Below are 21,025 nucleotides of genomic sequence, written 5' to 3'. Positions count from 1 at the left end.
CATGGCCGAGCCATTCCTGTCCATCCAGCACGTGCGAAAGTCCTACGGTTCCAACACCGTGGTCCAGGACTTCAGCCTCGATGTCGAGCCGGGCGAGTTCGTCTCGTTCCTCGGACCGTCCGGTTGCGGCAAGACCACCGTCCTGCGCATGGTTGCCGGCTTCGAGGATCCGTCGGCCGGCAAGATCGTCGTCGCCGGCAAGGACATTACGCGGCTGAAGCCCAACCAGCGCAATGTCGGCATGGTCTTCCAGGCCTACGCGCTGTTTCCCAACCTGACCGTGGCGCAGAACATCGCCTTCGGGCTGAAGGTTGCCGGCATGAACAAGGCCGATGCCGACAAGCGCGTCGCCGAGATGCTCGACATGATCAAGCTGCCGCAGATGGCCGACCGCTATCCCTACCAGCTCTCGGGCGGCCAGCAGCAGCGCATCGCGCTGGCGCGTGCGATCGCGCCGAAGCCGAAGCTGCTTTTGCTCGACGAGCCGCTGTCGGCGCTGGATGCCAAGGTGCGCGTGTCGCTGCGCGAGGAAATCCGTTCGATCCAGAAGAAGCTCGGCATCACCACCATCTTCGTCACGCATGACCAGGAAGAGGCGCTGTCGATCTCCGACCGCATCGCCGTAATGTATGGCGGCAAGGCCGAGCAGGTCGCCACGCCGTTCGAGATCTACAACCGGCCGGCGACCAAATTCGTCGCCAATTTCGTCGGCACGCTCAACGTGCTCGAAGGCAAGGTCACCGATGCCGCGGCCGGCACGGTTCAGGTCAACACGCAGGAAGTCTCGCTCAAGGGCAAGCTCAACGGCTCGAAGTCCGGCGACACGCTATCGCTGGCGCTGCGGCCCGAGGCGATTTCGCTCGGCCGCCAGCCCGGCCGTGACTCCAGCCTGACCGGAGAGATATCCGAAGTGCACTTCCTCGGCTCGGTGATCCGGGTCCGCGTCGGCATCGGCGGCAATACGGTGTCGCTCGACACATTCAACAACTCGGCCACGCCGCCACCGGCGGTCGGCGAGAAGGCCGAGATTTCGTTCTCATCGGGCGACATGCTGGTCTTGCACTAGCGGAGCGAACGTCATTCCGCGGCGGTCTCTGATGCGCCGAACAACGCATCTTGATCGTCGATGCTCGCAACCCTCGATGCCGTGGGTTCGGTGTCTGTCATAACCAACCGTCGGCACCGCCCCTCAGTTGGTCACTTTTAAATCCCTGGGCAGGCCAAGGCTTCGACAATCAACAGTATCCTGCCTCGGGGTACTGCCAACCGTCGCTCTTCGCCGCTACGATGAGCCATGGCTCTTTTTGAACTCACCCTTGTCCTGCTTTTGACGGCTGTCGCGCTGACGGCGCTGTCGCGGCGGCTGGAGGTCCCCTATCCGTCGCTGCTGGCACTGGCCGGGGTTGGCATCGCCTTCGTGCCTGGCGCACCGATGATCGAGATCGATCCGGAACTGGCGCTTGCCCTGTTCATCGCGCCGGTGCTTCTCGATGCAGCCTATGACACGTCGCTGCGCGACCTGAAGCGCTACCGGCTGTCGCTGCTGCTCTTGGCGCTTGGCGCCGTCATCTTCACCACTGTCGTGGTTGCCTTCGTCGGCTGGAAGATGGCCGGCTTGCCGATCGCGGCGGCGATCGCGCTCGGCGCCATCGTCGCGCCGCCGGATGCGGTGGCGGCGAGTGCCGTTCTCGGGCAATTCAAGGTGCCGCACCGCATCACCGCCATCCTGCAAGGCGAAAGCCTGCTCAACGATGCCACCGCGCTCTTGATCTACCGGCTGGCGGTTTCGGCGGCACTCGGCTCCATCATGCTGAGCAACGCCATTCCGGTGATCCTGCTGTCGACGATCGGCAGCCTGATAGCCGGTTATCTGCTTGGCCGCCTCTCGCTGCTGACGCTAACCCGTATCGAGGATGCGGCGAGCAGCACCGTGGTGCAGTTCGCCGGGACGTTCGGCGTGTGGATACTGGCCGACAAGCTCGGTCTTTCCGCCATCATCACCATCGTCGTCTACGCCATCACGATTGCGCGCAGGGCGCCGCGCCGCATGTCGGCGAGACGTCGTGTCAGCACCTATTCGGTCTGGGAGTCGGCGGTGTTCGTTCTCAACGTGCTGGCTTTCGTGCTGATGGGCCTGCAGGCACGGTCGATCGTCGGCCGGCTCTCCGGCGAGGGGCAAGGCGAAGCCTTTCTGTTTGCCGCGACGGTGCTGGTTGTCGTCATCGTGGCGCGCCTCGTCTGGGTGGCGAGTTATGTTGCGATCATCCGATGGTTTGCCCGTCTCGGCGGCGAAGACAGCAAGCGGGATTTGCCGACATTTGGCGGCGCCGTGCTGGTCGGCTGGTGCGGCATGCGGGGGCTGGTGACGCTGGTGGTGGCCATTGCCCTGCCGGCCGGCTTTCCCGGACGCGACCCGATCGTGCTTGCCGCCTTCGCGGTGGTTCTGGGCACGCTGGTGCTGCAGGGGATGACGCTGAAGCCTCTGCTGCGGATACTCAACTTCGATCCCGACAGAACCGTCGACAATGAGGTTGCGCAGGCGCGCGTTGCCGTCATGCAGGCCGCACTCGACGTGCTGAGCCGCAAGACATCGGCCGCGGCGGCTGTCGTGCGCGAGCAGTACGAGGCTCAGCGCGTGATCGCGGAAAACCCGGAAGACGCACAGGCGGCAACCGAATACGACCGGCTGCGCCTTTACGCCATCAACCGCCAGCGCGACACGCTGGAGGAATTGCGCAGCAACGGCACGATCGGCGACGAAGCCTATCACCGGCTGGAGGAAGAGATCGACTGGGCGGAACTGGCGGCATCACCAGCGGGCCGATTCCAGCCATTGACCACCGATTAGGACGGTTCTTCGACGGAGCTGAACCGCTTGCGTTGGTTGGATGCCTCGCGGCGTTCTCCGGCGGGCGGAGGATACCGGAGCGGTCCGGAATCGGTGCATGATCGCGCGGCCGGGCATGGGGGACACTTCTGGCACAAGCCGCTTGCATTCTCCTGCACATTGCAAGCAATCCACTGAGCGGCTACTGCCATCACCGAAGGTGAGCCGGGTAAGCAATGAAGCTGGTCAGCTACAACATCCAGTACGGGTTCGGCAGCGACGGCCGCTACGATCTTTCGCGCGCGGCGCGCATCGTCGACGGCGCCGACATCATTGCCTTGCAGGAGGTCGAGCGGCACTGGCAGCGCAGCCATTTCGACGACCAGCCGGAGCTGCTGTCGCGCCTGCTGCCGGACTATCACTGGGTCTACGGCCCGGCCTTCGACATGGACGCCAGCGAGCGACGGGATGGTCGCCTGGTCAATCGGCGCCGGCAGTTCGGCACCATGGTTCTGTCGAAACTGCCGATCGTCTGGTCGCGCCTGCATGTGCTGCCGATGCACCGGACGCTCAGGCCGCTCAACACACGCAACGCGGCGCTCGAATGCATGATCCGTACGCCGGTCGGCCCGGTGCGGGTACTGTCCTTGCATCTCGCCCATATCGCCGCCGAGGAGCGGCTGGAGCAGATCGACTATCTGCTGGCCGAGCACCGCCGTACGCCGTCAGACAGCGGGCCGTGGAGCGGTATCGATGACGAGCCTTCGCGCAACTGGACCAGCGGCGAAGCCGAGCCGGAAAATCCGCTGGCGGCGATCTGGATGGGCGATTTCAACATGGAGCCGGGCAGCGCCGAATACCGCCGCATCGTCGGCAGCACTCCCTATCATAAGGGTGCTGCCTATCTCGACGGCTTCGTCGATGCCGCCGTCGTGGCGATCGAACCCGCTGATGACTTCCACACGCATGAGAAGATCATCGACGGCAGGCTGGCAAAGCGCCGGCTCGACCACTGTTTCGTCGGCGGGATGTTCGCGGGGCGGGTCCGCTCGGTCGCATCCGACATAGGCGAAGTGGCGTCCGACCATTTCCCGGTCCGAGTCGACATCGATCTCGAAACGCCGCTCGGCTTGGGAGGTCGATAGACCCGAATGACGCTTTTCGTCTTCTTCGCAGTGCTTGCCGCAGCCGCCATGCACGCGATCTGGAACGCGCTGGTCAAGGTGCATCTCGACCGCTTCCTGTCGATCACGCTGATGACATTGGGCATGGGGTTTGCCGCGCTGTTCGTGCTCCCTTTCGTCGAATTCCCGAAGGCCGAGGTCTGGCCATTCATTCTCGCTTCGGTGGTCTTCCACATGGGCTACCGAACCTTCCTGATCGGCGCCTACAAGGCCGGCGATTTCGCCCAGACCTATCCTCTGGCGCGCGGCACGGCACCGCTGCTGGCAGCACTTGGTGGCATCGTGGTGGTGCAGGAGGTGCCGGCACCGTTTGCCATTCTCGGCATCCTGCTTTTGTCGGCCGGCACGCTGGTGATGTCGTTTCGCGGCGGCGCGCATCTGGAGAAGCTCAACCTGCGCGCCGTCGGTTTTGCACTCGGCACGTCGATCTTCATTGCCAGCTACACACTGTCGGACGGCAGCGGCGCGCGGCTGGCGGCGACGGCGCAAAGCTACGCGGCCTGGCTGTTCGTCTGCGACGCGACATGGGCGCTGGTGCTGTGCCTCATCTTCCGCGGGCCGCAGTCACTGCCCGTGCTGGCGCGCGACTGGAAGGCCGGGCTGTTCACCGGCGTGCTCAGCGGCGCGGCCTACTGGATCGTGATGTGGGCGATGACCAAGGCGCCGATCGCCTCGGTGGCATCGCTGCGCGAAACCTCGATCCTGTTCGCCATGCTGATCTCGGTCTATGCGCTTGGCGAGAAGATGACGGGCTGGCGCGGCGCTGCCGCGCTCAGCATCGTTGCCGGGGTTATCGCGCTCCGGCTGGGTTAGGCCGCACTCAACCCAGGACTGTCATCACCTGGCCGCGTCGTTCCGGGCTGAAGCGGATGACGACGATGATGCAGACGGCGACCACGCCGGCGAAAAGCGCCAGCGCATAGCCGTAGCTGCCTCCGGCCGCCTCCGCTATGCCCGCCTGATACGGTCCGCCATAGGATGCGGCAAGGTTGCCGGCCTGATAGATGAAGCCGGGCAAGGTCGCGCGGACCGCACCCGGCGACAGTTCGTTGAGATGAACCGGGATGACGCCCCAGGCACCCTGGACGGCCACCTGCATGACGAAAGCGCCGATGGCCAACATGAAGGGCGTGGTGCTGTAGGCCCATAGCGGGATCGACGGCAGGGCGATCAGGCAGGCAAGCGTGATGGCGTTGACGCGGCCGATCCTCTCTGACAGCGCGCCGAAGGCCAGGCCGCCGACGATGGCGCCGAGATTGGCGACGATGGTGATCCAGCTCACCGTGTGCGGATCGAAGCCGTGCTGCTTCTTCAGGAAGGTCGGGTAGAGGTCCTGCGTGCCATGGCTGAAGAAGTTGAAGAACATCATCAGCACGACGGCATAGAGCGCGACGCCCCAGTGCTTCTGCAGCGTTTCCAAAAGCCCCGGCTTGACGGATTTCTGTGCCTCGACGAAGGCCGGCGATTCCGGCACATGCGAGCGGATGAAGAGCACGATCAGCGCCGGCACGAAGGAGAGCAGGAACATGGCGCGCCAGCCGACCGTGTAGCCACCGATCGTCTGCTGATAGAGCAGGCCATAGACCACCGCTGCCAGCAGGTAGCCGGCCGGATAGCCGCATTGCAGGATGCCCGAAACCGTACCACGGGCGCTGGGCGGGATGGATTCCATGGCGAGCGAGCTGCCGAGCCCCCATTCGCCGCCCATGGCGATGCCGAACAGCGCCCGCAGGGCCAGGAAAATGCCGAGATTGGGCGAGAAGGCGGCGAGCGCGCCGATCACCGAATAGCTGACGATGTTGAGCATGAGGATGGGCTTGCGCCCATATTTGTCGGCGAGCATGCCAAAGAAAAACGCGCCGATGAAGCGCGTCGCCAAGGTCAGGAACAGTGCCTTCGATACCGCCGGGACATCGGTGTGGAATTCACTCGCAATATCGGTGAGCAGGAACGTCAGGAGGAAGAAATCAAAAGCGTCGAGCGTCCAGCCCAGGAATGAGGCCAGAACGGTTTTCTTCTGCCCGGCAGTGAGATTCAAGGCGTCCTCCTTTGGTGCCCCCAAAGGAACGATATGTCGCCCTGCTCGTGAAAGAGAACAGCGATCAGCCGGCTTTCGAAAAAACCCCGGTCACTTTTTCGTAAGATCGAGATCGAAGACCATCAATCCGTCCGTGCCGCCCTCGAGTGCGGCGACCAGCCGGGCGCCGGCGCGCTGATGAGCTTCATGGACGAGATAGGCGTCGCGGGCGGCGGCATCGCGGAAATCGATGGTGAAGCCATGGCCGAAGCCGCGCGCGAAAGGCTCGGAACTGACATTGGCACTGAAGTGGACGGTGTCCATGCCGTCGATCACCTTTCGAAGCGCCTCGAGGTCGGCATGGATCGCCGCGCGCTCGCTTTCGGGGACTTCGCCGCGAAACCGGGCGAACACACAGTGCCTGATCATTCTTTCATCCCCCTCAAGCAGCCCGGTTTCCGGAAAACACCGCCGGCGGCAGCGGTTCACGGCCGAGGATCAGGTCGGCACCCTTTTCACCAACCATAATGGTCGGTGCATTGGTGTTGGAGGAGGGCACGCGCGGCATCACCGAGGCGTCGCAGACGCGCAAGCCCTCAATGCCGCGCAGCCGCAAATCCGGCGTCACGACGGCCATCTCGTCATGGCCCATGCGGCAGGTGCCGACAGGATGGTGATCGGTCTTTGCGCTGCGGCAGGCGTAGTCGAACAGTTCGTCGTCGGTCGCCAGCGACGGGCCGGGCAGCACTTCGCGCAGCACGTAAGGGGCAAGGGCCTTCTGCCGCATGATTTCGCGCGCCAGCCGCAACCCCTTGATCGACATGGCGCGATCGTAGGGATCGGACCAGTAGTTGGGATCGATCAGCGGGTGGTCGGCCGGGTCGGCGCTCTTCAGCCGCACCGTGCCGCGCGAGCGCGGCCGCAGGAAGGCCGAGTTCAAGGTGACGCCCGGATTGTTCAGCTTCTCGACGCCGGCCTCGATGCCTGAGCCCAGGCCGAGATGGAACTGGATGTCCGGCGAGGCGGCGGTCGGGTCGGCGTACCAGAAGCCGCCGGTCTCGAACAGGCTGGAGGCCACAGGCCCCTTCTTCAAAAGCAGATATTGCAGGCCGGCCCAGACCGTGCGGTGCAGCTTGGCGTAATTGTCGTAGGTGTGGTCGCCTGTGCACTCGGCGATGACGAACAAATCGAGATGGTCCTGCATGTTGGAGCCGACGCCGGGCAGATCATGCACGGGTGTCACGCCCACCGATTTCAAGTGGTCGGCCGGACCGATGCCCGATTGCATCAAAAGCTTCGGCGAGCCGATGGCGCCGGACGAGACGATCACCTCGCGCCCGGCGCGCAGGATCTTCTTCTCGCCGCCCGGCCTGTCGACAATCTCGACGCCGACGGCGCGGCCTTTCTCAACGACGATGCGGGTCACCAGCACATCGGCTCTGACCATCAGGTTCTTGCGGGCGCGGATCGGCTTGAGATAGGCGACTGACGCGGAAGAACGCCGGGCATCCTTCTGGGTGAGCTGGTAATAGCCGACGCCTTCCTGGTTGGCGCCGTTGAAGTCCGGGTTGAAGGGGATGCCCATCTCCTGGCCGGCACGGAAATAGGCTTCGCAGATCGGTAGCGGCGAGATCGGGTTCGACACGCCGAGCGGCCCCTGGTCGCCGTGAAAATCGTTGGCGAAACGCTGGTTGTTCTCGGCGCGCTTGAAATAGGGCAGCACGTCGCGATAGCCCCAGCCGGCGAGACCCTCTTCCTTCTCCCAGGCGTCGTAGTCGCGGGCATTGCCGCGCGTGTAGATCTGGGCGTTGATGGAGGAGCCGCCGCCGACCACCTTGGCCTGCGTGTACCAGAAGACGCGGTCCTTCATGTTTTTCTGCGGCACGGTGGACCAGCCCCAGGACGCAATGCCCTTGGTCATCTTGGCGAAGCCCGCCGGCATATGGATGTAGGGATGCCAGTCCTTGCCGCCGGCTTCCAGCAGCAGCACGGAATTCAAGGGATCCTCGCTCAGCCGGTTGGCCAGAACACAGCCGGCCGGGCCGGCGCCCACGATGATGTAGTCGGTCATGTCGTTTCCACCTATAGCCGCGGCACGGAGAGCGCGCCGTCGACATTGATTATCGAGCCGGTCGAAAAGCCGAGCCTGCCGGCGGCAAGCGTCGCCACCACCGCGCCTATGTCTGACGCTTCGCCCCAGCGTTTGGCCGGCACCAGCCCGCTGTCGATCAAGGCATCGTATTTGGCGGTCACGCCTGCCGTCATGTCGGTGCGGATGATGCCTGGACGCAACTCGAACACGCCGATGTTCTCGGGCGCGAGCCTGAGCGCCAGGTTCTTCACCCACATGGAAAGCCCGGCCTTCGATATGCAGTATTCGGAGCGCTCCGGCGAAGCCATCTCGGCACTGACCGAGGTGACGGTGATGATCGATCTTGTGTGGCCGCCGGGTGTGGCCAGCATTGCCTTGGCGACGGCCTGGCTGAGGAAGACCGTGCCGCGCAGGTTGATGCCCAGCGTGCGGTCGAAATTTTCGGGCTTCAGTTCCAGCAGATCGCCGCGCACCACGGCGCCGACGCCGGCATTGTTGACGAGGCAGTCGATGCGGCCGAAGACGCGCATCGCGGCATCGATCAACACGGCGTGGCTGTCGAGGTTGGCGACGTCGCATTGGGCGTAAGCGAATTTCGCGCCGCGTGCGGCGACGTTCTCGGCCAGTCCATTAGCCGCCTGTTCGGCAAGGTCGGCGACCAGAATGTCGAAGTCGGCATCAGCCAGCGCCTCGGCACAGGCCAGCCCGATGCCGCGCGCGCCGCCGGTGACGATGGCCGCGGGGCGGGTCATTGGAAGCCAGCCTTGCGAATATGGTCCGCCACCCGCAGTGCCTGAGCGGCGATGGACAGCGCGGGATTCACCGCAGCCGAGTTCGGCAAAAAGCTGGCATCGACGACGAACAGGTTCCGATGGTCGAACGACCGGCAGAACGGGTCGAGCGGCGATGTCGCCGGATCGTCGCCCATCTTCACCGTGCCGCATTGGTGCGAGGGCGTGCGCTTATCGAAGGGGCGCGACAGCACGATGGGGTAGCCGCAGGCGCGGAAGTTTTCGCGCATCACCTTGGTCAGGCCGTCGAGCGACTGCATGTTGGAGCGCCGCCACTGCATGACGATATCCTTGCCGTCGACCATGATGCGGCTTTCGGGATCGGGCAGGTCCTCGCACATCAGGTACCAGTCGACGGCGTGGCCGGCCATGTAATCGAGCGCGAATTTGGGCATCGTCTTCACATTGGCCTTGAGCATGTTGCCATCGATCTTGCCGAGCAGTTGGACATTGCCGAGCGGTTTGCCGCCCTTGCCGTCCGACAGATAATAGTCGTTCAGCATCAGCGTCTTCTGGTAGACGGCATCGTTCCTGCGGCGCGGATCGATGGCCAGCATGGCGCTGGAATTGTGGTTCATGAAATTGCGGCCGACCTGGTCGGAGCGGTTGGCGAGGCCCTTGCCATCGGGTGAGGGCGAGCGCAGCAGGATGACGGCGGAATTGACCGCGCCGGCGGAGAGGATGACCAGCTTCGGCGACACTTTCTTCGCCTCGCCGTTCTGCCGGTAGTGGATCGCGACGATGCTTTTGCCATCAGGTGCCGCCTCGAGATACTCGACGTAGCAGCCGGTCTCGAGCCGGATGTTGCTATCCCTAAGCGCCGCCGCCAGCGGCGCCGTCTGGGCGTCCATCTTGCCTTGGCCGGTGTTGGGGAAAGCGTCCCAGCCGGTTCTGCCTTCCTTCAGCCAGGTGTCGATGTCGACGCCAAGCGGCAGCGAGGCTGGGTGCAGCCCGAGGCCTTTGAGTTCGGCGCGGGCGCGGGCAATCGACGCTTCGTCGGGTACAGGTTTGAAGGCGTAGGGAATCGAGTGGAACGGTTCGGTCGGGTCCTCGCCTAGCGCGCCACGCACGCGAAACAGCTGCTCCGCCTTGGAATACCAGGGCTCGAACTCATCATAGGAAAACGGCCAGGCGGGCGAGACGCCGCCGAAATGCTCCATGGCGGAAAAATCTTGCCTGCGGTAGCGGATCAGCACCGCGCCGTAGAATTTCGAATTGCCGCCGACATAGTAGTAGTTGCCGGGATTGAAGGCTGCACCGCCGGCTTCGCGCCACATCTCCTTCGGCCGGTAGTGGCCGTCGACGAAGATCGAGCGGGTGTCGCGGGCATGCGGGGTTGCCGGCAAGGGCTCGCCACGCTCCAGCATCAGGATCGAGGCGCCGCCGCCGGCCAGGCCGGAGGCGATCGTGGCGCCGCCAATGCCGGAGCCGATGATGACGATGTCCGGATTTGCCATGGCCGTCAGCGGATGCGGTTCTCGGTCGCCGGATCGAAGAACACCGCCTTGGTCAGGTTGAAGGCGAGCGGCGTGCTGGTGCCAGGCTGGATGTTGGCGTCGGCACGCAGCCGCGCCACCACGCCCTTGCCGCCGAGATTGGTGACGGCGAAGGTGTCGGAACCTGCCGGCTCGACGACCTCGATATGCAGGTCGGCGGTGGCGATGTTCGAGGCGTTGCGTTCGGCGCCCTCCGGATCGGTCAGCGCTTCCGGCCGCACGCCGAAAATGATCGGCTTGCCCTGGAATGCCGAGAGACCCGCCGGCGCATTGGCCATCGGCAGCGTGATCGGCTCGCGCGCCTCGCGCTGCAGCACGACAGACAGCGCATTGCCCGATGTGGCGATGGTCGCCGGGATCAGGTTCATGGCCGGCGAGCCCATGAAGTCGGCGACGAACAGGTTGGTGGGGTTGTTGTAGATCTCGGCCGGGGTGCCGAACTGCTGCACCTCGCCGTCGCGCATGACGGCGATCTTGGTCGCCAGCGTCATCGCCTCGATCTGGTCGTGGGTGACGTAGACGATGGTGGTGCCGGTCGTGGCGTGCAGGCGCTTGATCTCGATGCGCATGTCGACGCGCAGCTTGGCGTCGAGGTTGGACAAAGGCTCGTCGAACAGGAAGAGTTTGGGGTCGCGCACCAGCGCCCGGCCCATGGCGACGCGCTGGCGCTGGCCGCCCGAAAGCTGGCTAGGCTTGCGCTGCAGGAGATGGCCGATCTGCAGCACCTTGGCCACCTTGTCGATCGCCTTCTGGCGCTCGTCGGCCGGCACACCGCGCATTTCCATGCCGAAGGAGATGTTCCCGGCCACCGTCATGTTGGGGTACAGCGCGTAGCTCTGGAACACCATGGCGATGTCGCGCTTCGAAGGGTGCAGATCGTTGATGGCGCGGCCGTCGACGCGAATCTCGCCTTCAGTGATCTGCTCCAGTCCGGCGATGGTGTTGAGCAGGGTGGACTTGCCGCAGCCGGACGGACCGACCAGCACCAGGAAGCCGCCCTTTTCGAGCTCGACATCGATGCCCTTCAGGATCTCAACATTCCCGAAGCGCTTCTTCAGCCCATCAATTTCCAGAAAAGCCATGGTCGTTCCTTCTGAATTGGTCAGCCTTTGACCGCGCCCGCCATCAGCCCGCGCACGAAATAGCGGCCGGCGACGACATAGACGATCAGGGTGGGCAGAGCCGCGATCATCGCGGCCGCCATATTGACGTTGTATTCGACGACGCCAGTCGAGGTGTTGACGACATTGTTCAGCGCCACCGTCATCGGCATGGCGTCGCCGGTGCCGGCATAGGCGGAAGCGAACAGGAAGTCGTTCCAGATGTTGGTGAACTGGTAGATCACCGTGACGACGAAGATCGGCATAGAGTTCGGCAGCATGATGCGGCGGAAGATCTGGAAGAAGGAGGCGCCGTCGACCTGTGCCGCCTTGATCAATTCGGTGGGGAAGGCCTCGTAATAGTTGCGGAAGAACAGCGTGGTGAAGCCGATGCCGTAGACGACGTGGACGAAGACGAGATTGACCGTCGAATTGCCGAGGCCGAAGCTGGTTCCGACGGAGTTCTGCAAGGTCACCCCGAAGCGGCCGACGCTGCCAAGGATCGTCGCCATCGGCAGCAGCACCGACTGGAACGGAATGAAGCAGGCGAACAGCATCAGCCCGAACACCAGCGTCGCGCCGCGAAAGCGCCATTTGGTCAGCACGTAGCCGTTGAGGGCGCCGAGCATGGTCGAGATCAGCACGGCCGGAACCACCATCTTGATGGAGTTCCAGAAATAGCCCTTGATGCCGGCGCAGGTGAGGCCGACGCAGGTCTCGCCCCAGGCCTTCAGCCACGGGTCGAAGGTCGGCGCCTTGGGCAGCGCCAGCATGTTGCCGTTCTGGATCTCGTCCATGGTCTTGAACGAGGTGACCAGCATGACGAACAGCGGCATCAGGTAGAACAGCGCGAAGAGCGCCAGAAGCCCGTAGATGACGATACGGTTGACGAGCTTGGTGTTGATGCCGCCGGAGGCCTGGCGGGCAGGGGTGGCGACAGCGCTCATCGCGGCTTCTCCCTGAGTTCCGAATAGAGATAGGGCACGATGATGGCGACGATGGTCATCAGCATGATCACCGCACTGGCCGATCCGACAGCCATCTCGTTGCGCTTGAAGGTGTATTCGTACATGAAATTCGAAGGCAGCCAGGCCGAGCCGCCGGGGCCGCCGGAGGTCAGCGCCACGACAAGGTCGTATGACTTGATGGCGAGGTGGGCGAGCACGATGAAGGCCGACAGGAAGATTGGCCGCAGCAGCGGGATGACGATGCGGCGGTAGAGCTGGAAGGTTGTGGCGCCATCGATCTGCGCTGCCTTCATGATCTCGCCGTCAATGCCGCGCAGGCCGGCCAGGAACATCGCCATGATGAAGCCGGAGGCCTGCCAGACGCCGGCGATGACCACCGTGTAGATGACGAAATCCTTGTTCTTGATCCAGTCGAAATGGAAGCTCGTCCATCCCCATTGATGCAGCGTCTGCTCGAGGCCGAGACCGGGATCGAGGAACCATTTCCAGGCGACGCCGGTGACGATGAAGGACAGCGCCATCGGATAGAGGTAGATCGGCCGCAGCACGCCTTCGCCGCGGATCTTCTGGTCGAGCAGGATGGCCAGGAACAGGCCGAGCGCCAGGCAGATCAGGATGTAGAGAAAGCCGAAAATACCCATATTGGTTATCGACGTGTACCAGCTCGATGGCGGGTCGGTGTCGAAGGTCCAGCCCCACAGCCGCTGATAGGCGCGCGAACCTGTGATGACGTAGGACGGGAAGGTCTTGGAATTGGTGAAGGACAGATAGATCGTCCACAGGATGAAGCCGTAGACGAAGACGATGGTGATGGCGAAGCTCGGCGCCAGAACGATCTTCGGCAAGGCGTCCTGCAGGCGCGAGCGCACAGAGGTGCGTGACCGCTCCGGCGTCAGCTTGATCTGGCTTGTTGCTACTGTGCTCATGAGCTCCTCCCGTTTCGGGTCGTCCGTGCTGCGCCGTCAGGCGGCAAGGCGGCCCCGTGTATACGGGTCTTGGGTCGGCATGGTGTCGAGCCGGCCAATCCTGAGATAAAACCTTCCCCGCCGAGGCGGGGAAGGTGATTTCGAGCGTTGCGCTTACTTGGCGTCGTCGATCGCCTTGACCAGTTCGGTCACGGCCTCGTCCGAGGTCTTGATCTGACCATGGACGAACTTCGAGACCACGTCCTTGTAGGCATTGGCGACAGCCGGCGGGGCGCCATAGCCCTGGGCCAGCGAGCCGAACAGCGTGCCGCCTTCATTGGCCTTCTTCAGGTCGGCGATGCCCTTCTTGCCGCAAGCGTCGAAGTCGGTGTCCGGAACGTCGGTACGGGCCGGAACCGAACCCTTGACGACGTTGAAGGCCGACTGGAAGCTCTTCGACAGGGTGGCGGTGGCCAATGCGACCTGGGCGGCCTTACGGTCGTCCGGAACGTTGAACATGCCGAACATGTCGGAGTTGTAGATCACGGAGCCGTCGGTGCCCGGGAAGCGATAGCACAGGAAGTCGGTGCCCGGGGTCTTCTTAGCGGCGTGGAATTCACCCTTGGCCCAGTCGCCCATGACCTGCACCAGGGCATCGCCCTTGATGACCATGGCGGTGGCAAGGTTCCAGTCGCGGCCCGAGAAGTTCGGGTCGACATAGGTGACGAGCTTGGCGAGGTTGTCGAACGACTTCTTCATCGTGTCGGACTTGAGCGAAGCGTCGTCGAGGTCGTTGAAGGCCTTTTTGTAGAACTCGGGTCCGCCGGTCGACAGGACGACCGAATCGAACATGGTGGCTTCCTGCCAGTTCTGGCCGCCGAGAGCGAGCGGGATCACACCCGCGGCCTTGGCCTTGTCGAGCAGGGCGACGAAGTCGTCGAAGGTCTTCGGCTCGGTGCCGCCGATCTTGTCCATGACGGCCTTGTTGATCCACAGCCAGTTGACCGAGTGGACGTTGACCGGAGCCGCGACCCACTTGCCGTCATAGACCGAGAATTTCTGCAGGGCCGCCGGAACCGACTTGTCCCAGCCTTCCTTCTTCGCCGTCTCGGTCAGGTCGCCCATGACGCCGGCCGCGGCATAATCGAGCACGGTGTAGCCGAGCATCTGCGAGGCGGTCGGATAGTTGCCGGCCGCGACCATCGCCTTCAGCGCGGTCATGGCAGCATCACCGCCGCCGCCGGCGACAGGAACGTCCTTCCAGGCATAGCCTTCCTTGGCCAGGTCGCCCTTCAGCACGTTGAGGGCAGCCGCTTCGCCGCCCGACGTCCACCAATGCAGCATCTGCACTTCCTTGACGTCCGCGGCGTGCGCCGAGAAGGCAAAGCTCGTCGCAAGAGCCGTTCCGATAAGCAGTTTGCGCAACATGTACTTCCTCCCTTGTTGCATTACACGACCGGTGGAAGCCCACCGGGTTCTTCCCAACTCAGCCGACCCACCATCCGGTGCGCTGGCCGCGATGAAACTGGATTGTCTTTTCCTCGGTATAGTCCTCGACGGCGCGTTTGCCGAGTTCGCGTCCGAGACCGGACTGCTTGTAGCCCCCGAAAGGCAGCTCGGGATAACCTTCCATGAATGTGTTCACCCAAACCGTCCCCGAACGCACCCCACGCGCCACCGACATGCAAGTGTCGATGCTGGCGCTCCACACGCCTGCAGACAGACCATAGGGCGTGTTGTTGGCGATGTGCAACGCCTTTTCAATCGATTCAAAAGTGAGCACGGAGAGCACCGGCCCGAACACTTCCTCACGCGCAATGGCCATGTCCTCTGTGACGCCACGCATGATGGTCGGGTCGAGATATTGGCCGGCACTAGAGGCCAGCTGCTTGCCGCCCCTGAAGACATTGCTGCCTTTGCCTGCCGCTGCCGTAACGTAATCCGTCACCTTGGCCAGATGGTCGGACGAGATCATTGCGCCGACCTTGGTTTGCTCGTCGAGCGGGTCGCCGACTTTCACCTTGGCTGTGAGCGCCTTGACGGCATTGAGAAAATCGTCGGCGATCGCCTCGTGCACGATCAGCCGGCTGCCGGCATTGCAGCATTCGCCGGCATTGAAGAAGCCACCGAACACGGCCGCGTCGGCGGCGGCCTCGAGGTCGGCATCGGGAAAGACGATCTGGCCGTTCTTGCCGCCAAGCTCCATCGAGACCTTCTTCAGCGACTGCGCGGCGGACGCCATGGTCATCTTGCCGACGCGGGTCGAGCCGGTGAACGACACCATCTCGACCAGGGGGTGGCTGACCATCGGCGCGCCGACATCGGCGCCCAGACCGGCGAGGATGTTGACGACGCCGGCGGGCAGGCCGGCTTCGAGCAGGATGTCGCCCAGCACGAAGGTCGAGGCCGAGGTCATTTCGCTCGGCTTGACCACCGCCGTGCAGCCGGCGGCGAGCGCGAAAGGCAGTTTCTGGCTGACGATGAGGAACGGGAAATTCCACGGCGTGATGATCGACACGACGCCGATCGGCTCGCGCACGACCACGCCCAGCATCGCATCGCCGAGATTGGCGTAGCTCTCGCCATGCAGCGTGCGTGCAAGCGAGGCGGCATAGCGCCAGATGTCGACGGCGCCGCCGATCTCACCGCGCGCCTGGGCGATCGGCTTGCCGGATTCGAGCGCGTCGAGCCGGGCGATGTCTTCCAGCCGTGTCACGATCAGGTCGGCCGCCTTGAAAAGGATCGCGGCGCGCTCGCCGGCCTTCATGCGTGGCCATGGGCCGGTCTCGAACGCCTTGTGCGCGGCCTGCACGGCCGTTTCGACCTCGGCCTCGCCGGCCTGCGCATAGCGCGAAACGGTGAAGCCGTGGCCGGGGCTCTTGCGTTCCAGCGTGCGGCCGTCGCGAGCATCGACGTGCTTGCCGTCGATCAGCAGCCGATAATTTTTCGGCGCGGTTGAGGCCTCGGCGGGCATGGCGATGTTGAGGGGTGCGTTCATCAGGACTGTTTTCTCTAGCTTCTTGAAAATACTGGCTTCTGCTTGGCCTTGAAGGCGTCGACGCCGGCCTTGAGGTCGCCGGTGAGCGCGATAAAGCCGCTGGCCAGCGCTTCGGTGGCGGCCGCACTTTCCTCGCCCTCGGCCACCGCGATCATCAGCTTGGCCGCTTCCGTCGCCAGCGGGCCACGTTCGGCGATCTTTTCCCCCCAGCTCTTGGCTTCGTCGAATGCCTTGCCGGTTTCGGTCACCCGATCCACCACGCCAAGGGCCAGCGCTTTGGGAGCGAGAAGTATCTCACCACCCAAGGCCATGCGCCGGACCGTCTGCGCGCCGAAGCGGCGCACGGCGCGCTGCGTTCCGGACCAGCCGGGGACGACGCCGATCGAGGTTTCGGGGAAGCCCAATTTCACATGCGCCTCGGCGACCCGGAAATCGCAGGCGACCGCCAGTTCCAGCCCGCCGCCCAGCGCATGACCGGACAGCACGGCGATCGTCGGTTGCCGCAGCCGCGCCAGCCGGTCGAAGACGCGGTGACCATAGCGCACCCATTGCACCTGGAAATCGGCGGCGCTCATCGCACCCCAGGCCTCGACATCGCCGCCGGCGCAAAAGCCCTTGCCTTCGCCGCGCAAGAGCACGACGCGCACGCCTTCGGCCATCTCTGCCTCGTCGAGCGCGGCTTCCAGCGCCCTCAGCATCGGAATGTCCAGCGCGTTGAACTTTTCCGGGCGGCGCAGCGTGACGATGCCGATGGCGCCGTCCCTTTCGAATATGACGAGGCGCTCAGCCATGCGCGTCTCCGAGCGAGGCGCCGCCATTCAGCGACAGGCCGATCGGCCGATCCTGGTAGAGTGCCGCCGGCGTTACCTTGAGGTCGTTGGCGACACCGAGCGGCATCTCGGCCTGCGCCAGGACATCGCGCTCGAGGTCGATGCCCGGCGCCAGCTCGGTGACCATCAGGCCGTCGGGCGTCAGCTTCATCACGCAGCGCTCTGTAACATAGGTGATGTCCTGGCCTTGGGCGACGGCGCGCTTGCCGGAAAACGAGATGTGCTCGACCTCGTTGACCACCTTCTTGACCTTGCCCTCCTGGTCGATGCGGATGCCGCCATCGGCCAGCGAAAGCTTGGCGCCGGCATTGAAGAAGCCGGAGAAGACGATCTTCTTCGCCCGCGCGGTGATGTCGACAAAGCCGCCGGCGCCGGCGGTGACATGCGGCCGCGCCGACAGTTTCGACACGTTGACCGAGCCGTGGCGGTCGATCTGCAGGAAGGACAGCAGCGAGGCGTCGAAACCACCAGCCTGGAAATAGATGAACTGGTGCGGCGAGGGCATGATCGCCTCGGCGTTGGAGGCGCAGCCGAACTTGAAGTCGAGCAGCGGCACGCCGCCGACCGCGCCCTGCTCGATCACCCAGGTGACCTTGCCGTGCTGGCCTTCTTCCAGAAGGATGCGCGGCACGTTGGCCGAGATGCCGAAGCCGATGTTGACGGCCATGCCGTCGCGCAATTCCATGGCGACGCGGCGCGCGATCACCTTCTGCACGTTCATCTCGGCGTTGCGGAAGGTCGACAGCGGCCGGAAGATCTCGCCCGAAATCGCCGGGTCGTAAGGGGTCAGCGTCGTCTGCAACTGGTCGGGCGCGACAACGATATGGTCGACCAGCACGCCGGGCACGCGCACATCATGCGGCTTTAGCGTGCCGTTCTCGACGACGCGCTTGACCTGTGCGATCACGACGCCGCCATTGTTGCGGGCCGCAAGCGCCTGTTCGAGGCCGCCGAGATAGGCGCCTTCATGTTCATAGGTGAGGTTGCCGCGCTCGTCCGCCGTGGTGGCGCGGATGATCGAAATGTTGGGCACGATCGAGCGGAAATAGAGCCATTCCTCGCCGTCAAACTGCTGTACCGAGACGATCGGCTCGCTGGCCGCCGCGTTCATGGCGCAGCCCTGATGGCGCGGGTCGGCGAAGGTGTCGAGACCGACCTTGGTCAGCACGCCCGGCCGTTTGGCGGCGGCCTCGCGGTGCATGTCGAACAGGATGCCGGACGGCACGTTGTAGGCGGCGACCGAATTGTCGCCGATCATCTTCCAGATCTGCGGCGGCTCGGCGGAGGAGGGGCCGGACGGGTAGGAACCGCACAGCGTGCGCTTCAACAGGCCGGGCTTGGCCAGATGATCGATGCCCTTGATGCCGTACATGTCGCCGGCGGCGATCGGGTGCAGCGTGGTGATGTTCTTGGGATGACCTTCGCTATCGAAGCGCTCGCCGATGGCGGCCAGCACCGCGTCCGGACAGCCGAGCCCGCTCGACGACGACACGGATACCGTCATGCCATCCTTGATCAGGCTGGCTGCCTGCGCTGCGGAAACGACCTTGCTCACTTCATGCTCCCGAGTTTCGGGTCGATCTTGACGGCCTTGCCGGAGCTGGCCGATTGCAATGCCGCCTCGGCTGCAGTGAGCGACCAGACGCCGTCCTCGCCGGTGGCGGCAGGCTGGCCTTTGCCGAGGATCGCGGCATGCAACTGACGCACCGATCTGACGTAGAGGTCCTCGCGATCGAAGCTCAATTGCTCCTCACCCTTGGCGGTGCGCAGCAGCACCGAGCCGTCGGGCTTCTGGGTCATCACATCGCTGGCGATCAGCGAGCCTTCCGAACCATGCACCTCGAAGCCGGTGCCGGCGAATTTGGTGGTGAAGCCTTCATGCGACTGGGCGATGAGGCCCGACTTGAAGCGCCAGATGCACATGGCGCCGTCTTCCAGTCCGCCGCCGGCCATGCCGGCCGATTGCGTGAAGGCCGAGACCTCGACCGGATCGTCGCCGAGCACGAAGCGCAGCGTGTCGGCATCGTGCACGGTGATGTCGAGCACCACGCCGCCGCCGGCTTCCGGCTTGGTGATGCGCCAGCCCTGCAGGGTCTCCGGCAGATAGACGGAATGGAAGACGCGTGCGGCGATCGGCTTGCCGATGCGCCCCGATGCGATGGCCTCACGCATGGCGCGATGCGCGCCGGCGTTGCGCAGATGATGGTTGGTGCCGAGCACGATGCCGGCCGCCCTGGCTGCCGCCACCATTTTTCGGGCGTCGGCGCTGGTCAGCGCCAGCGGCTTCTCGCACAGCACATGCTTGCCCGCCTTGATGGCGGCTAGCGCCTGGTCGAGATGCAGCTCGTTGGTGGTCGAGATGTAGACCGCGTCGATGTCGGACTTCAGCAAGGCATCCAAGGTCGACACGGCGGATGGAATGCCGTTTTCCCTGGCATAGGCCGTGGCGCGTTCCGGATTGGAACTCATCACCGCCGCGATCTCGCCACCCTCTTGCGCGCGGATGGCGTTGATCATGAACTGCCTGGCGATCGTGCTGGCGCCGATCAACCCCCATTTGACACTCACGCGGCGCCTCCCGTTCCCGTCGGCCTGTTTCGCGTGCGGAGATCCGGACCGCAGCTTTCCCTGACCACGAGATTGACCGCGCCGATATGGTCTTCGGCCCGCGTGGTGCGCGACTGGATCAGCTTGAGCATGACGTGAGCGGCGCGCTCGCCGAGGCCGGCTGTGTCCACCGCGACGCTGGTCAGCGCCGGCATGTAGTGTTCGGCCTCGACCACGTCGTCGAAGCCGACGACGGCGAAATCCGGTCCCGGCTCAAGCCGGCGCTTGCGCAACGCCAGCATCACGCCAAAGGCGACGGCGTCGTTGAAGCAGAGAGCCGCGGTCGGCGGTTCAGCCATCGTGAGAGCGGTATCCAGGCAGGCGAGGCCGCCTCTGCGGTTGGTTTCGCCCTCGACGACCAGCACGTCGCGGGCGGAGATGCCCAGCGTCTCGCAGGCCTCGCGAAAGCCGCCCAGCCGTTCCTGATAAACCACCAGATCCGAGGTGCCGCCGAAGAAGGCGAGCCGGCGATGTCCTTTGGCGATCAGATGAGCCGCGGCAAGATAGGCGCCGCGATGATTGTCGGGCGCGATCACAGGGATGCGGCTTTCGGGCAGGCGGCGCATGGCGAAGACCACCGGCACGCCCGCCAATTCCAGCCGCCGGAAAGCGCCTGGCGTGGTGCCGCGCGCCGGTGACACGATGAGCCCGGCGACGCCTTGTTCCATCAGCGACTTCAGCACCTCTTCCTGGCGCACCGGATTCTCCGCCGTATTGGCGATGAATGGCACGATGCCGGCCGACTGGAAGACGCGTTCCATGCCGACGGCCAGTTCGGCGAAGAATGGGTTGGTGAGGTCGTTGATGACCATGCCGATGACGTTGGAATGGGCCTTGCGCAGATTGGCGGCGCCGCGGTTGTAGACATAGCCTACATCCTCGATCGCCTTGCGCACCTTGACCGCGGTTTCAGGCCGGATCAGCCCGCTGCCCTGGAGCACGAGCGATACCGTCGATTTGGACACGCCCGCCTCGCGGGCAATGTCGAATATCGTGGCCTTGGCCCGGCTGGCCATCTCGATGCGTCCTCCCAGTTTCCCAATCGAATTTATTGGAACGTTCTAATCACTGGTTCAATCTTGAGTCAATCGCGAATTTTTCTCAGCCGCAAAAACTGATTGTTCGTACTCAAATGGCCCAGCAGGAAAGGCTTCGTGTGCTGCAGCGCAGCATTTGCCGCCAACTTCGCCCCGAATCTTAAAGGTTCTTG

General features: G+C 64.2%; 18 protein-coding genes. 4 read left to right on the top strand and 14 right to left on the bottom strand.

Annotated elements, in window-relative coordinates; all coding sequences use genetic code 11:
- The first annotated feature begins 1 nt into the window (after nt 1).
- The 4 genes from ACLGL5_RS34645 (at nt 2) to ACLGL5_RS34630 (ending at nt 4,824) form a co-directional block, all read left to right on the top strand.
- A complete protein-coding gene (locus tag ACLGL5_RS34645) occupies nt 2-1,066 on the top strand; it encodes an ABC transporter ATP-binding protein (protein WP_019861088.1) in 1,065 nt (354 codons plus the stop codon).
- A 228-nt stretch (nt 1,067-1,294) separates the two neighbouring features.
- The gene (locus ACLGL5_RS34640) at nt 1,295-2,848 is read left to right on the top strand and encodes a cation:proton antiporter (RefSeq protein ID WP_069093092.1); all 1,554 of its coding nucleotides are present in this window, start codon (nt 1,295-1,297) and stop codon (nt 2,846-2,848) included.
- A gap of 215 nt (nt 2,849-3,063) precedes the next feature.
- A complete protein-coding gene (locus tag ACLGL5_RS34635) occupies nt 3,064-3,972 on the top strand; it encodes an endonuclease/exonuclease/phosphatase family protein (protein WP_069093091.1) in 909 nt (302 codons plus the stop codon).
- A gap of 6 nt (nt 3,973-3,978) precedes the next feature.
- A complete protein-coding gene (locus tag ACLGL5_RS34630) occupies nt 3,979-4,824 on the top strand; it encodes an EamA family transporter (RefSeq protein WP_019861084.1) in 846 nt (281 codons plus the stop codon).
- Between the two features lie 7 nt (nt 4,825-4,831).
- On the opposite strand, the gene ACLGL5_RS34625 is transcribed toward ACLGL5_RS34630, so the two are convergent.
- The 14 genes from ACLGL5_RS34625 to ACLGL5_RS34560 all read right to left on the bottom strand — a co-directional run bounded on the left by ACLGL5_RS34625 (nt 4,832) and on the right by ACLGL5_RS34560 (nt 20,831).
- Nucleotides 4,832-6,049 carry an MFS transporter gene (locus ACLGL5_RS34625; RefSeq protein ID WP_069093090.1) on the bottom strand — a complete coding sequence of 406 codons (1,218 nt, stop codon included), beginning with the start codon at nt 6,047-6,049 and terminating at the stop codon, nt 4,832-4,834.
- 90 nt (nt 6,050-6,139) lie between these two features.
- Complete coding sequence (locus ACLGL5_RS34620) at nt 6,140-6,457, bottom strand: Dabb family protein (protein ID WP_069093089.1); 318 nt, start codon at nt 6,455-6,457, stop codon at nt 6,140-6,142.
- Nucleotides 6,458-6,470: 13 nt separating this feature from the next.
- A complete protein-coding gene (locus ACLGL5_RS34615) occupies nt 6,471-8,099 on the bottom strand; it encodes a GMC family oxidoreductase (protein WP_069093088.1) in 1,629 nt (542 codons plus the stop codon).
- Between the two features lie 11 nt (nt 8,100-8,110).
- Nucleotides 8,111-8,872, bottom strand: a complete 762-nt coding sequence (locus ACLGL5_RS34610) for a 3-ketoacyl-ACP reductase (protein WP_069093087.1) — start codon at nt 8,870-8,872, stop codon at nt 8,111-8,113.
- Nucleotides 8,869-10,368: an FAD-dependent oxidoreductase gene (locus ACLGL5_RS34605; protein WP_069093086.1), complete on the bottom strand. Its 1,500-nt coding sequence runs from the start codon at nt 10,366-10,368 to the stop codon at nt 8,869-8,871. Before ACLGL5_RS34605 ends, ACLGL5_RS34610 begins: the two co-directional genes overlap by 4 nt.
- 5 nt (nt 10,369-10,373) lie before the next feature.
- The gene (locus ACLGL5_RS34600) at nt 10,374-11,489 is read right to left on the bottom strand and encodes an ABC transporter ATP-binding protein (RefSeq protein WP_019861075.1); all 1,116 of its coding nucleotides are present in this window, start codon (nt 11,487-11,489) and stop codon (nt 10,374-10,376) included.
- Between the two features lie 20 nt (nt 11,490-11,509).
- On the bottom strand, nt 11,510-12,454 hold the full coding sequence (locus ACLGL5_RS34595; protein WP_064980812.1) for a carbohydrate ABC transporter permease: 945 nt from the start codon (nt 12,452-12,454) through the stop codon (nt 11,510-11,512).
- On the bottom strand, nt 12,451-13,401 hold the full coding sequence (locus tag ACLGL5_RS34590; RefSeq protein WP_027047381.1) for a carbohydrate ABC transporter permease: 951 nt from the start codon (nt 13,399-13,401) through the stop codon (nt 12,451-12,453). The genes ACLGL5_RS34595 and ACLGL5_RS34590 overlap by 4 nt, the downstream gene beginning before the upstream one ends.
- Nucleotides 13,402-13,554: 153 nt before the next feature.
- Nucleotides 13,555-14,808: an ABC transporter substrate-binding protein gene (locus tag ACLGL5_RS34585; RefSeq protein ID WP_027047380.1), complete on the bottom strand. Its 1,254-nt coding sequence runs from the start codon at nt 14,806-14,808 to the stop codon at nt 13,555-13,557.
- Between the two features lie 58 nt (nt 14,809-14,866).
- Nucleotides 14,867-16,378, bottom strand: a complete 1,512-nt coding sequence (locus tag ACLGL5_RS34580) for an aldehyde dehydrogenase family protein (protein ID WP_069093085.1) — start codon at nt 16,376-16,378, stop codon at nt 14,867-14,869.
- Between the two features lie 14 nt (nt 16,379-16,392).
- Nucleotides 16,393-17,169, bottom strand: coding sequence for an enoyl-CoA hydratase/isomerase family protein (locus ACLGL5_RS34575; RefSeq protein WP_069093084.1), 777 nt, complete (start codon nt 17,167-17,169; stop codon nt 16,393-16,395).
- Complete coding sequence (locus tag ACLGL5_RS34570) at nt 17,162-18,763, bottom strand: acyl CoA:acetate/3-ketoacid CoA transferase (protein WP_069093083.1); 1,602 nt, start codon at nt 18,761-18,763, stop codon at nt 17,162-17,164. The genes ACLGL5_RS34575 and ACLGL5_RS34570 overlap by 8 nt, the downstream gene beginning before the upstream one ends.
- A complete protein-coding gene (locus ACLGL5_RS34565) occupies nt 18,760-19,776 on the bottom strand; it encodes a Gfo/Idh/MocA family protein (protein ID WP_081295876.1) in 1,017 nt (338 codons plus the stop codon). The genes ACLGL5_RS34570 and ACLGL5_RS34565 overlap by 4 nt, the downstream gene beginning before the upstream one ends.
- A complete protein-coding gene (locus tag ACLGL5_RS34560; RefSeq protein WP_019861068.1) occupies nt 19,773-20,831 on the bottom strand; it encodes a LacI family DNA-binding transcriptional regulator in 1,059 nt (352 codons plus the stop codon). Before ACLGL5_RS34560 ends, ACLGL5_RS34565 begins: the two co-directional genes overlap by 4 nt.
- Nucleotides 20,832-21,025 lie beyond the last annotated feature (194 nt).

The organism is Mesorhizobium sp. U510 (assembly GCF_059180695.1).
This window is presented reverse-complemented; position numbering and strand designations above follow the sequence as displayed.